Annotated in this window: 10 protein-coding genes; 7 read left to right on the plus strand and 3 right to left on the minus strand. The window is 65.6% G+C overall.

Annotated elements, in window-relative coordinates; all coding sequences use genetic code 11:
- Positions 1-78 precede the first annotated feature (78 nt).
- The 6 genes from N551_RS0105485 to N551_RS0105510 all read left to right on the plus strand — a co-directional run bounded on the left by N551_RS0105485 (position 79) and on the right by N551_RS0105510 (position 9,275).
- Positions 79-2,247, plus strand: a complete 2,169-nt coding sequence (locus N551_RS0105485) for a hypothetical protein (RefSeq protein WP_027566100.1) — start codon at positions 79-81, stop codon at positions 2,245-2,247.
- Between the two features lie 281 nt (positions 2,248-2,528).
- Complete coding sequence (gene gyrB / locus N551_RS0105490; protein WP_027566101.1) at positions 2,529-4,964, plus strand: DNA topoisomerase (ATP-hydrolyzing) subunit B; 2,436 nt, start codon at positions 2,529-2,531, stop codon at positions 4,962-4,964.
- Positions 4,965-5,196: 232 nt separating this feature from the next.
- Positions 5,197-6,492 carry a UDP-N-acetylglucosamine 1-carboxyvinyltransferase gene (gene murA, locus N551_RS0105495; protein ID WP_027566102.1) on the plus strand — a complete coding sequence of 432 codons (1,296 nt, stop codon included), beginning with the start codon at positions 5,197-5,199 and terminating at the stop codon, positions 6,490-6,492.
- A gap of 256 nt (positions 6,493-6,748) precedes the next feature.
- Complete coding sequence (locus N551_RS0105500; protein WP_027566103.1) at positions 6,749-8,143, plus strand: MATE family efflux transporter; 1,395 nt, start codon at positions 6,749-6,751, stop codon at positions 8,141-8,143.
- Complete coding sequence (locus tag N551_RS0105505; protein ID WP_027566104.1) at positions 8,140-8,628, plus strand: DUF2867 domain-containing protein; 489 nt, start codon at positions 8,140-8,142, stop codon at positions 8,626-8,628. The genes N551_RS0105500 and N551_RS0105505 overlap by 4 nt, the downstream gene beginning before the upstream one ends.
- Positions 8,625-9,275 (plus strand): 2-hydroxychromene-2-carboxylate isomerase, encoded by a 651-nt coding sequence (locus N551_RS0105510; RefSeq protein ID WP_027566105.1) that lies wholly within the window; start codon positions 8,625-8,627, stop codon positions 9,273-9,275. Before N551_RS0105505 ends, N551_RS0105510 begins: the two co-directional genes overlap by 4 nt.
- Before the next feature lies 1 nt (position 9,276).
- On the opposite strand, the gene N551_RS0105515 is transcribed toward N551_RS0105510, so the two are convergent.
- Positions 9,277-10,392, minus strand: a complete 1,116-nt coding sequence (locus N551_RS0105515; protein WP_027566106.1) for an aromatic acid exporter family protein — start codon at positions 10,390-10,392, stop codon at positions 9,277-9,279.
- A 124-nt stretch (positions 10,393-10,516) separates the two neighbouring features.
- Here N551_RS0105515 and N551_RS0105520 point away from each other — a divergent pair, with 124 nt between their 5' ends.
- Positions 10,517-11,884, plus strand: a complete 1,368-nt coding sequence (locus tag N551_RS0105520) for an MmgE/PrpD family protein (RefSeq protein ID WP_027566107.1) — start codon at positions 10,517-10,519, stop codon at positions 11,882-11,884.
- A gap of 5 nt (positions 11,885-11,889) precedes the next feature.
- Here the strand turns inward: N551_RS0105520 and N551_RS0105525 are convergent, their stop codons facing one another.
- Positions 11,890-13,317: a serine hydrolase gene (locus N551_RS0105525; protein ID WP_027566108.1), complete on the minus strand. Its 1,428-nt coding sequence runs from the start codon at positions 13,315-13,317 to the stop codon at positions 11,890-11,892.
- 144 nt (positions 13,318-13,461) lie between these two features.
- A complete protein-coding gene (locus N551_RS0105530; protein WP_027566109.1) occupies positions 13,462-14,523 on the minus strand; it encodes a helix-turn-helix domain-containing protein in 1,062 nt (353 codons plus the stop codon).
- Positions 14,524-14,696: the final 173 nt, after the last annotated feature.

The following is a 14,696-nucleotide window of genomic DNA, read 5'->3' on the forward strand; positions in this document are numbered from 1 at the left end:
TCTGAGGTCCGCCGACGGCGTTGCAGCCGTTGCAATCGCGCGCGCCAAAGCGCCGCGCGGCATCCTGGAGACGTAACGATGGCGATGATCCCGCGCGGGATGCAAGTCCCGGCACGATGGCGGCTGCTTGCATGCGGTCTCTTCCTGATGGCGAGCTGCTCGATCGCGGCCGGCGCAGACGAGGGTGTCGTCGACGTCCACGCGCTGCCGCAGCTCGAAGGTGCGGTGGAAGACATTTCGCGCCCCGATCCCTATCGCGTCGAATATCGCGTGCCGACGCGGCAGGCCGTGACACTGCCCGCCGTCCAAAAGCTCCTGAGCGACAACGGCTGGGTGCCCTATGTGATGCCGCTTGAGGAAAAAAGTAGCCTGCTGAAGTTCAGGAAGGGGCGACAGGGCCTTTCCGTTCATTTCACGCAGGCGCCCGGCCGGCCCGACCAGTCCGTGGTTTACTACACGACCGACCGGATCTACGGCAACGTGCCGTTTCCGGAAGGTGCAAGCGACATCGTGTTCGACGGGACGAGGCCCTATCTCGGCTGCGTCGCACCGACGACGCTCGATGCGACGTCGGATTTCTATGCCAGCCAGATGGCTGCGATCGGCTGGCAGAAGCTCACGCCGGAAACCGCCGCGCGCTGGGCGACCAGCCTGGATGAAACCGTTCCCAACGGCCTGCGCGCGTTCTACGCGCACGCCGATAGCAAGGAGACCGGCTTCTATCAGCAGAAGCCCGTGATGCTGACGCTGACGCGCCGCGACGACGGCCGCACCAATATCGATATCCGGGTCGCGCCCTTCGCGCTGCCCAGCGAGCTCAGGGCCGATAGCGATCTGGCCGGCCTGCCGCGGCCGAGCCCGACCAAGACGGCCAGGGGCCTCGGAGGCGCGAGCGACAACAAGCGCGAAATGTCGGCCGCCGCGATGGCCGAGCTGCCGGCCGTGCTCGCCTTCTATCACCGCGAGCTCGCCGCGCGCGGCTGGCAGGAGGACGGCAGCGCGCCGCTCGCACCCGGTGACGAGGTCGCGATCAAGATCTCTTCGGCGGAGGAAACCGGCGTGCTGCGACTTGGCCGCAAATATGATTTCACCATGGTCAGCCTGACCGCGCAGGTGAAGGACTCCGCGCTTGCCGCCCGTGCCAAGGCGAAGAAAGAGGCGGACGAGAAGTTCCTTGGGGATGCGTTAGGTGCGGCCAAGCAGCTCATCACTGCCGACGAAGCAAGGCGCAAGGTGCAGGCGGCCGCGTTGTCCGACGCGCCGCTGAATGCGCTGGCCGACAGCAAGACGCCGGTGCCGCTGCCCGAAAACGCCGAAGGCGTGAAGTTCGAGGGCGACGACGGCCAGCTCGAATTCTCCTCGACGTCGAGCGTGAAGGCGCTCACCGCGTTCTATCGCGCATCGCTCAAGCCAGCGGGCTGGAAGGAGCAACCTTCCGTCATCAACCAGCCCAACATGGCGGTGATGGAATTCTCCAAGAGCGGCAAGTCGATCTCGATGACCGTGATGCAGATGGGGCCGAAGGTGAACGTTAGCGCCAACGGCTCCGGTCTTGTTATCGCAGCGGCGAAGCCCGTCGAGGCCAAATCGAACCAAGCCAAAGCGGCCCAGGCCAAATCGAAGGAGCCGCTCACGCTCGATCCCGATGTCGCCCTGCCGGTGCCGACACAGCACAGCTCGACCGGCATCAGCTCCACGAAATTCCCCGGCAGCGACCAGTCGTTCCGGACCGAGCTCGAAGCCAGCATCCCCGCCGAGCTTGGCGAGGTCCTCGCGTTCTATCGCGCGGAGCTGACCAAGCGGGGCTGGCAGGAGAAGGCCGACGGCGCGATCGTCACGGCCGAGCGCGCGGAGCTCGCGTTTACCTCGCCGGAGGGACCGGCCGTGCTGAAGCTTGGCCGCGCCAGGGACGAGACGATTGTCAGCCTGATGCAGCGGAATCCGCAGGCCGCGGCCAAGGCTGACATCATGCCGAAGGCGGGACAGGCGAGGCTGATGCTCGGCAATATGGGATCGAAGGAAGCATCGCTGACGATCAACAATCAAACCGTGAAGATCGCGGCCGGCGCCGGCGGTCCGCAATCGCCGAAGGGTCCGATGCTCGATCTACCGCCCGGCAAGTACCAGTACGCAGTGCGTCTGCCGGGACGCCCTGCTCGCACCGAGACCCTCACCGTGGCCGCCGGCGATGCCTGGGGCCTCCTGGTGGGGCCAAGCGGAGACGTGCTGCCGCTTCAGATGTATTGAGCTGCAAGACCGTTCCGGCGGCGTTCCACGCGCCTCGGAACGCCCCTCCTCCCCGCAAAATCCCGGCCTTCCAGAGCCCGAAACGGCGTCTCGAATCGCGCTTTTTCCAAGCCGCCGAATCGGCCTTCGAAGGCCTTGAAAATCGGCCGAAAAATCCCATCTAATCAAAGACTTGCCGGGAGATACTTTGCGCTAGGCGCAATCCGTCTTTCATGGCACAAATAGCCCGCATATCAGCGCCTTTTGCGCCGCTGATTCGGGCGACATCTCGAAGGCCTCTCATGACAGAACCTGCTCGGCAGACGCCTGCCGAAAACGAACCCTCAAATCCGAGCGATTACGGGGCGGAATCGATCCGCGTGCTCAAGGGTCTCGACGCCGTACGCAAGCGCCCGGGCATGTATATCGGCGACACCGATGACGGCTCGGGCCTGCATCATATGGTCTACGAGGTCGTCGACAACGCGATCGACGAAGCGCTCGCGGGCCATGCCACGCGCGTCGACGTGATCCTCAATTCCGACAATTCCGTCACCGTGCGCGACGACGGCCGCGGCATTCCCGTCGACATCCATAAGGGCGAAGGTATTTCGGCGGCCGAGGTCATCATGACCCAGCTCCATGCCGGCGGTAAGTTCGACCAGAATTCCTACAAGGTTTCCGGCGGCCTGCACGGCGTCGGCGTCTCCGTCGTCAACGCGCTGTCGAGCAAGCTCGGCTTGCGCATCTGGCGCGACAACAAGGAACACTACATCGAATTCGCCCATGGCGATGCGGTCGCGCCGCTCAAGGTGGTCGGCGATGCGCCCGGCAGGCGTGGCACCGAGGTGACGTTCCAGGCCTCGACGGAAACCTTCAAGAACATCGAGTATGATTTCGCCACGCTGGAGCACCGGCTGCGCGAGCTCGCCTTCCTCAACTCCGGCGTCAACATCGCTCTCTCCGACATGCGTCACGCCGTCGAGAAGCGCGAGGAGATGCACTATTCCGGCGGCGTCGAGGAATTCGTCAAATATCTCGACCGCAACAAGAAGGCGATCGTGCCGGCGCCGATCATGGTGCGCGCGGAAGCCAACGGCATCGGCGTCGAGGCCGCGCTGTGGTGGAACGACAGCTACCACGAGAACGTGCTGTGCTTCACCAACAACATCCCGCAGCGCGACGGCGGCACCCATCTCGCCGGTTTCCGCGGCGCGCTGACGCGCCAGGTCAACGGCTATGCCGAGGCCAACGCGAAAAAGGAAAAGATCGCGCTCACCGGTGATGATTGCCGCGAGGGCCTCACCGCCGTGCTGTCGGTGAAGGTGCCGGACCCAAAATTCTCGTCGCAGACCAAGGACAAGCTGGTGTCCTCGGAAGTGCGCCCCGTGGTCGAGAACGTGCTCAACGAGGCGCTGCAAGCCTGGTTCGAGGAGCATCCTTCCGAAGCCAAGATGATCGTCGGCAAGGTGATCCAGGCGGCAGCTGCCCGCGAAGCCGCGCGAAAGGCGCGCGAGCTGACGCGCAAGAGCCCGCTCTCGGTCTCCTCGCTGCCCGGCAAGCTCGCCGACTGCCAGGAAAAGGATCCGGCGAAATCCGAGCTCTTCATCGTCGAGGGTGACTCGGCAGGCGGCAGCGCCAAGCAGGGCCGCAACCGCGAATTCCAGGCCGTGCTGCCGCTGCGCGGCAAGATCCTCAATGTCGAACGCGTGCGTCCCGACAAGATGCTGCACAGCGAGCAGATCGGCACGCTGATCACCGCGCTCGGCACCGGCATCAGCGACGAATTCTCGATCGAGAAGCTGCGCTATCACAAGATCATCGTGATGACGGACGCCGACGTCGACGGCGCCCACATCCGCACGCTGCTGCTGACTTTCTTCTACCGGCAGATGCGCGAGATCATCGACGGCGGCTATCTCTACATCGCCCAGCCGCCGCTCTATAAGGTCAACCGCGGCAAGTCCGAGCAATATCTGAAGGACGAGCGGGCGCTGGAAGATTATCTGATCGATACCGGACTCGACGACTGCGTCTACATTCCCGGCACCGGCGGCGATCGCACCGGCCGCGACCTGCGCTCGCTGGTCGACGACGCCCGTGCCGTTCGCGGCGTCCTGCGCAGCCTGCACACCCGCTACAATCGCAAGGTGATCGAGCAGGCTGCCATCACCGGCGTGCTCAACAAGGCGATCTACGGCGATCGGGAGAAAGCCGCCGCGGCCGCGCAATACATCGCCGCCCGCCTCGACACGCTCGCCGACGAGGTCGAGCGCGGCTGGATCGGTCAATACGTCGAAGGCCATGGTTTCCAGTTCGAGCGCACGGTGCGCGGCGTCAAGGACGTCGCCCTCATCGACGACGCGTTCCTGGGCTCGGTCGAAGCCCGCAAGCTCGACGAGTACACGGTCAAGCTCCAGGACGTTTATGCCCGCCCCGGCAAGCTGCGGCGCAAGGATACCGAGCACATGGTCTACGGCCCGGTCGATCTGTTCGAAGCCGTCACAGACGCCGGCCGCAAGGGCGTCTCGCTGCAGCGCTACAAAGGGCTGGGCGAGATGAATCCGGAGCAGCTCTGGCAGACGACGCTGGACGTCAATGCGCGATCACTGCTCCAGGTGAAGGTCAAGGAGGTCGACGAGGCCGACGACATCTTCACCAAGCTGATGGGCGACGTGGTCGAGCCGCGCCGCGACTTCATCCAGGAACATTCGCTGAGCGCGACGATCGATATCTGAGATCGGATGGCTTTGGACGGTCGTCATGCCCGGGCTTGTCCCGGGCATCTACGTTCTCCGTGCATCTGGCAAAGGCGTGGATTGGCCGGGACAGCCCGGCCATGACGTAGAGACACCTCGGCTGAACCTCCCCCCGCCCTCGCAACAAGTGCAGAATTGCTCCCGCGCTCAATTCTCGGTAGCTTCCGCCTCGAAAACCCGCCCCCCACTCAACACGACAGCGAGAGACCCCGTGGCGCCCATCCAGTACATCGTCGAGGGCGGTCACCGGCTCTCGGGCTCGATCGAGCCTTCCGGCAACAAGAATGCGGCCCTGCCGATCATCGCGGCAGCCCTGCTCACCGAGCATCCGGTGACCTTGGAAAACGTGCCGCGGATCCGCGACACCGAGACGCTGGTCGAGCTGATCCGCTCGGTCGGCGCGGCGGCGGAATGGACCGCCCGCAACACGCTTCATATTCACGCCAAGAGCATCCGCGCCGCGGATCTCGATCCTGAGCTATGCGTGCGCATCCGCGCCTCGATCCTGCTCGCGGGCCCCCTGCTCGCCCGCTGCGGCGAAGTGATGCTGCCGCCGCCCGGCGGCGACGTCATCGGCCGCCGAAGGCTCGACACGCATGTGCTCGCGCTCGAGCAATTGGGAGCCAAGGTCACCGCGACCGACCGGCTCGAATTCCGCGCTTCGAAACTGACCGGCGCCGACGTGTTCCTGGACGAGCCCAGCGTGACCGCGACCGAGAACGCGCTGGTCGCAGCCGTCGCCGCCGAAGGCACCACGTATTTGCGCAACGCCGCGTCCGAGCCGCATGTGCAGGACCTCGCCAACTTCCTGGTCGCGCTCGGCGCTGGGATCGAGGGCATCGGCACCAACACCATGATCGTGCACGGTCCGGCGACGCTGGGTGGCGCGACCTACCGGATCCAGCCCGACCATATCGAGGTCGGCTCGCTGATCGGGCTTGCCGCCGTGACGCGTTCGCCGCTTCGCATCGTGCGCGCGGGCGTCGAGCATCTGCGCTCGATCCGCATGGGATTCGAGCGGCTCGGCATCGTCTGCCGCATCGAGGGCGACGATCTCATCGTGCCCTCGAACCAGACGCTGAAGATCCATGACGATTTTGGCGGCCACGTGCCGAAGCTGGAAGACCAGCCCTGGCCGGCCTTCCCGGCCGATCTGATGTCGATCGCGATCGTCACCGCCACGCAATGCGAGGGCGTGATCCTGATGTTCGAGAAGATGTTCGAATCGCGGATGTTCTTCGTCGACAAGCTGATCGCGATGGGCGCGCGCATCGTGTTGTGCGACCCGCATCGCGCCATCATCGCCGGTCCAAGCCGGCTGCACGGCGCGACGATGACCTCACCCGACATTCGCGCCGGAATGGCCATGCTGCTCGCGGCCGTCTGCGCCGAGGGCACCTCCACGATCAACAACGCCGACCAGATCGAGCGCGGCTACGAGCGCATCGACGAACGGCTGAATGCGCTCGGCGCGAAGATCAGGCGCGTGCCAGAACGGAAGGGCTGAGAGTTTCTTCCCTTCTCCCCTTGTGGGAGAAGGTGGCATAAGCGGCCTTCGCCGCCGTTTTTAAGAACGCCGAAGCTTCGCATCGGCTATGGCCCCGGATGAGGGGTTGCTTCAGCGAGTCCTGCTGCTTGAGGGCCGTACGCGGAGAGATACCCCTCACCCGTCTCGCCGCTACGCGGCGAGCCACCCTCTCCCGCAAGGGAGAGGGAGAAGACCAAGCCATGTTTTCGTCGCCCGGCCGTGCTATTGACCCGCCATGCTTGACACCGTCCAGCCTCGTTCGCAGCCGCAAGCCGGCGCGCCGCTAAATCCTCTCGCCGACGAATTCGTCGAGACGCTGCGGCTGGCCGTGCCGATGACGCTGACGCAACTCGGGCAGATCGCGATGATCACGACCGATCTTGCGCTGATCGGCCGGCTCGGCGAGAGCGCGGTGGCAGCAGCGGCACTGGCGCATACGGTCTATTTCGTCAGCTTCACGTTCGGGCTCGGATTGATGGCGGCGGTATCACCGCTGGTCGCGCAGGCGTTCGGCGCCGGCGATGTCAGGCGCATCCGCCGCTCCTTACGCGTCGGCCTGTGGGTCGCGCTGCTGATCTCGCTGCCGATGATGGCCTCGCCGCTCTATGGCGAGCACATCCTGGTTGCACTCGGTCAGGCGCCGCACTCGGCCGCGCTCGCCCAGCGCTATCTGAATGGCCTCGCCTGGGGCATCGCGCCGGCGCTCGGCTTCATCGCGCTGCGCAGCATGATGAGCGCGGTGAACCGGCCGCAGGCGCCGCTGTGGATCACGCTCGCGGCGATCCCCGTCAATGCCGCGCTGGTCTATGTCCTGATCCACGGCCTGTTCGGCCTGCCGGAGCTCGGCCTGTTCGGCGCGGGGCTTGCGACCACGCTGGTCAATCTCGGCTCGTTCGCCGCCACGCTCGCCATTGCGGGGCTGCGCAAGCCGTTCGCGGACTATCGTCCGCTTGCCCATCTCTGGCGGATCGACTGGCCCCTGATGCGCAAGCTCATCGCGATCGGCGCGCCGATCTCGTTCTCGCTGCTGCTGGAATATGGCCTGTTCTCTTCGGCCGCGCTGCTGATGGGATTGATCTCGACCACGGCGCTCGCGGCGCATCAGATCGCGCTCCAGGTCACCGCCGTGCTGTTCATGGTCCCGCTCGGCATCGGCATGGCGGCCACCGTGCGGGTAGGTCACGCCTTCGGCCGGGGCGAGCCGCTTGCGGTGAAGCGCGCAGGTCTCGCCGCAGCCGTGATCGGGATCGCGTTCGTCTCGGCCCTGACCGTCGCGATCATCTTCGGCCGCTATCAGCTCGGCCGACTGTTCTTCGGCAGCGACGTGGCGAGCATGGCCACCGTCGAGCTGACCGCGAAGCTGCTGCTGGTCGGCGCGACCTTCTTCATCGCCGATGCCATCCAGACCATCATGGGCGGCGCGCTGCGCGGCATCAATGACACCAGGATGACGTTGGTATTCGCCGCGATCGGCTATTGGTGCGTGGGCTTTCCCATCGCCTGGTGGCTCGCTTTTCACGCCGATCTCGGCGCGGTCGGTGTCTGGATCGGATTGTCGATCGGATCGTTCGTCTATGCCGGACTTCTGATCTTGCGCTTCCGGATGCTGACGCGCAGACTGACGGAATGAACGGGACCGTCCGCGAAGTCACCCCCGATGTCGACACCGGCGCGCTGCTGGCCGGTGCGCAATTCATCGACGCCTTTCGCGTGGAGATCGGCACGGCACCGGTGAATGCCCGCGAGGCCTGCACCAGGATGGTGTTGGACGGGCCGCGCTGGGTCGGTGCACTGACACGCCTGCGCAACGTGTTGGTGACGCCGTTCGGCCTGAAGACATCGGGCGAGGGTGCGCCGGCGCCGGGCGGTTTGATCGGCCTGTTTCCGGTGCTGAGTGAAACGCCCGAGCAGCTGGTCGCCGGCTTCAATGATTATCATCTCGATTTCCGCATCGTGGTCGATGTGGTCGGCGAAGCGGTGCCGCGCCACGTCACCTTGACCACGCTGGTGCGGACCAACAATCGGCTGGGCCGCGCCTACCTCGCGCTCATCACGCCCTTCCACAAGCTTGTGGCCCGGAGCATGATGGGGCGGCTCGCGGAGCCGGCCCGATGACGCTCTCCATCGACCTCTTCTACTCCTTTCGCAGTCCGTTCAGCTATCTGGCGCTGCCCAAGACGCTCAAGCTCGTCGAAACCTACGATCTGGCGGTCAATGTGCGGCCGGTCTATCCGCTCGCAGTCCGTGTGCCCGGGTTTTTCAAGAAGGCCAGCCCGAACTTCATTCGCTATGTGGTGCTCGACAGCACGCGCGTCGCGCAGCACGAGGGCATTCCGTTCCGCTTTCCCAGGCCCGATCCGATCGTGCAGGACAAGGTCACGTTCGACGTCGCGGCGGAGCAGCCCTACATCCACCGTCTGACCCGGCTTGGTGCCATGGCGCAGCTCGAAGGACGCTCGCTCGCATTCACCGATGCGATCGCCCGCGTGCTGTGGGACGGCTCGGTGGCGGGCTGGAACGAAGGCGATCATCTCGTGCGCGCCGCCGCCAAGGCCGGCTTCGATCTCGTCGCGATGGATGCCGCGATCACCGCGGACCCGGATCGCTACGAGCAGGTAATCACTGTGAACGAGAAGGACCACGCCGCCTCCGGCCATTGGGGCGTGCCGACCTTCGCGTTCGACAACGAGCCGTTCTTCGGTCAGGACCGCATCGATTTGCTGGTCTGGCGCATGGAGAGCAAGGGCCTGATGCGGCGCTAGCTCACTCCGCCACGCGCGCGGGCTTGTCGGTCGCGGCCTCGGACCATTCGCCGACGACGCGATCGAGATCGCAGAGATTCTGGTGCATCTGCTCCAGCGAGAAGCCGAGCGCGAAGAAGCGCTCCGCGGTGTCGCTGGGCTGGCCCCGGATTAGGCCGTCCTGGCGCACGGCGGCGACCGCCTCGGCATAATGCTGGAGCGCGACATGCACGGGGTGGATCGGCGGGGCGCCGGCGCCTTCGCGCAACGCCGCGGCGGCCGAACGCAGGAAGCGTGCGATCACCGTCGAGACTTCCGTCAGCGGCGCGGCAAGCCGTGTCTGCACCTCGGCCGGCAACGGCACCACGGTCGAGCGGCCGATCATCACGACGTCATGGCGCAGCCGCAAGATCGTGCGCAACAACGGGCCGGTGTCCGGCCCGCTCGACAATCGCGCAGAGCGCTCGCGCTCGGCTTCGGCGCCAATGGTATTCATGCCGACCATTGCGGTGCCGATACCGTCCTGAATCCGGTGCAGCGCGTCGTTGTCCCGGCCGCGCGTCAGGCCCGCGAGCAATTCGGTGAAGGCCTCTGCGATCAATTCGAGCAGTTTTGCCGCGCTGGCGCGGATTTGCCGGACCGCGCGCGAGGGCAGCACCAGGAACGAGACGAGCAGCCCCGTCACCGCGCCGACCGTAACTTCGCTGACGCGATCGATCGCCGAGGCCATGGGATCGGCATGATGCATCGAGGGAAGCACGAGCACGATCACGGCCGTCACCGTTGCAGAGCTCAGATTCGGATAGATCGATGCGACAAAGGCAAGCGGCGCCACGGCCAGCACCAGCAGACCCAGCAGGCCCAGTTCACCGGAATAGGGGATCAGGATCGCGATGGCGCCGCCATAGATCGCGCCGCCGATGGTGCCGAGCATGTAGTCGCGCGTCGCCTTCAGCGAGCGCCCGACGCTCATCTGGGTGACGATGATGGAGGTGAGGACGGCCCAGAGCGGTAACAAGAGATGCAGCGCGGTGGCGAGCGCGTAGGCGCCGGTGGCCGCCACCGTGACCCGGATCGCCAATCCCAATTGGGTCTTTCGCGACCAGACCCGGTCGAACAGCTCTCCTGCGAATGCCATGGTCGCGTATCCCGGTCCAACTCTCGTAAAGCCAGCCAAAAGCATAGCTGATGCCCGCGGCCCCCAGGCCGCTTGAAAGGCCAAATCAGCCCGCCTAACTTGCGCGCCAAAACGAGGAAACACGATGGCTCACGAAACCGCAACGCTCGCCGCCTATGTCGCCAACCTGAAATTCCAGGATATTCCGGCGGAAGTGCTGGATCGGGCGAAAGTGCTGACGCTGGACTTCCTCGGCAGCGCGATCCGGGCCCGCAGCGAAGCGGAATCGACCCCCTCGATCCTGAAGATGCTGGAGGCGCTCGCGCTCGACACCAAGGGCGAATCCACCGTGTTCGGCGATAGCAAGACCTGGACGCCGGCGGTCGCGGCGCTGCTCAACGGCGCCCTCGGCCATTCCCTCGACTTCGATGACACCCATGCGGACTCCTCGCTGCACCCGAGCGCGCCGGTGGTTCCGGCCGCCTTCGCCATCGGCGAGATGGTCGGCGCCTCCGGGCGCGACGTGCTGACCGCGATCGTTGCGGGCTATGAGGTCTGCTGCCGGCTTGGCAACGCACTCGACCCGACCTCGCATTACGCCCGCGGCTTTCACCCCACCGCCACCGCCGGCACCTATGGCGCAGCCGCGGCCGCCGGCAAATTGTTCGGCCTCTCCGAGCAACAGCTCATCGCCGCCTTCGGCGTCGCCGGCAGCCAGGCCGCGGGCTCGCTGCAATTCCTGGTCAATGGCGCCTGGAACAAGCGCTATCAGGTCGGCGCCGCCGCGATGAACGGCGTGATCGCCGCGACGCTGGCGCGCAACGATTTCGTCGGCGCGACGGAATCGGTCGAGGGCAAGCACGGCCTGCTCGCCGGCTACACCGACGATGCGCATCCCGACAAAGCGGTCGCCGAGCTCGGCAAGACCTACGAGACCATGAAGATCGGCGTCAAACCGTATCCGAGCTGCCGCTATACCCATGCCGCGATCGACGCACTGATCGCGATGCGGCGCGAGCACAATCTGACGCCCGACCAGGTCAAGCGCGTCGAGATCGGCCTGCATCGCAACGGCATCACGCTCACCGGCGACGCCGCGACCAAGCGGCACCCGACCTCGATCGTCGGCGGCCAGTTCTCGATGTTCTTCACCGGCGCGCTCGCGCTCGACCAGGGCTCATTTGGCTGGGACGACTACACCCGCCTCGGCGACGCCGCCATCGACGCGCTCGCCGATAAGTTCGACGTGGTGCAGGACGATCGGCTCGAAGTCGGCCGCACCCACCCCTTCGGCGCCCGCGTGAGCATCACAACGGACGACGGCGTGCATGAGCGGCTGTATGCCGATCCCTCGGGAGAGCCGACCTCCTTCCCCGACGCGCAGGCGATGCAGCAGAAGTTCTTGACGCTGGCCCGTCCGGTGCTGAATGCGCGCGCGGAGAAATTCGCGGACGCGATCATGACGCTGGAGCGGTTCGATCGCGTGGCGAAGGCGACCGAGCTGGGAAGGTAAAGCTCCTAATCCACCCCCGCGACTTTCCCTTTGTCGCGCGCTGCTGCCACGACATCCCGCACCAGATCGAACACGCCATCCGCTTCCGGCGGCCAGTTCGGCGAGCGGCCCATCCGCACGATCACCAGACGCTCCGACGGAATCACAATCGTGTATTGCCCGATCGTGCCCTTGGCGAAAAAGGTGTCGCGCGGCCAGCCGTGCTCGACGCGGAATTTCGCGCCAAAGCTGTCGCCCTGGTTGGTCCAGAAGCCGGCGCCGATGCCGACCCATGCATTGGGCGTCGCCGACGCCGAGTAATTCACCCAGCCCTCGGGCAGGATGCGCCTGCCGCCGGCGACGCCGTCTTTGAGATAGAGCTGGCCGAAGCGCGCCCAGTCGCGCGCGGATGCGAGCATCTCGCTCGACCCCTTGATCGTGCCGGCACCGTCGAGCTGGAGCGTGACGTGGCGCATGCCGAGCGGCGCGAACAATTCGCGGCGCGCGAAGGCAAGCGCATCCGCCGGATTGCCGCCCGCAGCGTTCCGGATCAGATGCGCGAGCATGATGGTGTTGCCATCGTGATAATTCCACACGGTGCCCGGCGCGGTCGCAAGCGGCATGCTCGCGGCATAGGCGGCCATGTCGTCTTCGGTGAATTTCATGCGATTGACCGGCTCGAACGCGGAGCCGAGCGAGGCCTGAAGCGAGCTGCCGAGCGCCAGGCCCGCGGTGTGGCGCAGCAATTGATCGACGGTGATGGCGTGACGCGGATCGTCCGGATTTGCCCAGGCGTCGACCGGTGCGGTCCCGTCGAGTTTCAGTCTGCCCTGACGCACGAGGATCCCGGTGAGAGCCGAGATCACGGACTTCGTCATGGAGAAGCCGAGCAGCGGCGTCTCCGGTCCGATGCCGTCCGCATAGCGCTCCGCGATGATACGGCCCGACTTCATGACGACGATTGCGCGGGTGCGGCGGAATGGCGGCGATGGCGGCTCGGCAAAGGCGCGGCCGAGCGCGGCTGACAGCTCCGGGCTCTGTGGCGACACGACCGCGGGGCCGGCGATCTCGGGCAGCAACGCCGGCTGCCTGTCGTCCGGCGGCAACGTGACGTCGGTGATCCCTCCGCCGTGCTCAAGCGTGCAGCCGAGTCCCTCGCGATAGACGGCGTGGCTGCGGCCGATGCCGAACAGCGTCACCGTGACGTCCTTGCGCATGCGATCTACCTGATAGTCCATCGCCCAGGTGAGCAGACCGGCACCCGGCATCGCATCGGCGGTCTCGGTCAAATTACGCCTGACATCGAGGCCCGAGACAAACGTCTCCGAGCAGAGCACGTCGGCGATGAAGCCGGTGGCGACCTTGGGCACGTCATGGGCGCGAACCGCGCCGAGCGCGAAGCCGACAAGGGCGATGGTGGTGGTGAGAAGGACGATCTTGCGGCAGCGGGTCACGGGCTTGCTCCGGCTTGAGGCGTGTGCCGGAGACGAAGCGGCATTCACGCGATGCCTGCTCGCCGGAGTTGGAAAGCGGCCTAGCCGAAACCGCGAGACGCTCGCCGATTCCAAAATAACCTAAATATTTCAGTACACTAAAGCTTAGACGGCATTGACCTTGAGCCGCCGGTACTCCGTCGGCGTTACGCCGGTCACGGCCTTGAAGGCGCGGTTGAACGGGCCGAGCGACTGGAAGCCGGAATCCATCGCGATGGTGATGACGGGGACCTCGGCCTGGGCGGGATCGGCCAGCGCGGCCTTGGCCTCCTCGATCCGGTGGTTGTTCAGGAACACATTGAAATTGCGGTAGCCGAGTCGCTGGTTAATCAGCCGGCGCAGCCGGTATTCGGGAATCTTCAGCCGGCCCGCCAGCACGCCGATGCTGATGTTCTCCTGGCGATAGATCCGTTCGTCCGCCATCAGCCGCATCATGGCGTCGATCAGCTTTTGGTCGGCGGCATCCTCGCCGACAGGCTGGCTCGCCGCGATCGCGGGCGCAGCCTCCGCGGCGGCTGGAAACAGGTCGGCGCCATCGACCCGCATCATCGCATAGGCGATGGCCGCGACGATGCCGGCGAGCACGCCTGTATTGACGGTGTTGGCGACATCGCCGACGTCACTGCCGCCGACAAGGATCTGGAGCAGCGCGTTCAATCCGCCATAGAGCGCGGCGGCACAGACGATGAAGACGCGAACACGGCGGCGGCGCTCGACCAGATCGGCTGACCATGAGCCGATTGTCTGCACGATCGCGAGCGCAATGAAGCCGAGCACAATCAGGTTCACCGCGGTGACGGCGACCCGGACATGTCCGCCAGGTGCGAGCCAGAGACAGCTGACGAAGCTGAAGGCTGCCACCAACGCCCAGGTCAATCCGTGCCACCGGCGCAGGCGAAACTCGTCGTCGAACAGCGCGCGCGTGAACAGCCAGAACACCACGATATTGCCGGTCGACACCGCGATCAGCGGCGTATGCCAAGCCGGGACCAGCGATGATGTTCCGACAGAATAGCTCACAGCATGCGCGGCCGAGCCGAGCGCAAAGGCCGCACCGAGCCGCGCTGCCAGCACATTGGGGAAATCCGAGAGCAATGACGCTGCCAACACCAGCAGCAGCGCCACAGAAGCGGCGCGAAAGGCGAGTTCGGTTGCGGCAAGGGTCATCGGGTGATGCAATGGGTCGCGGTTGACATCAGCCGAACATCCTTCGTTGCGCCTGTTTTTTCAAGGACCATCGCTCGCCGCGCACACTGTCATCGTCCGGCTCGACCGGACGATCCAGTACTCCGAGACGGTCATGATTGAATCGATAGGCCGCGGCGTACTGGATCGCCCGC

Origin of the sequence: Bradyrhizobium sp. URHA0013, from assembly GCF_000518345.1 — a bacterium.
Lineage (GTDB): Bacteria > Pseudomonadota > Alphaproteobacteria > Rhizobiales > Xanthobacteraceae > Bradyrhizobium.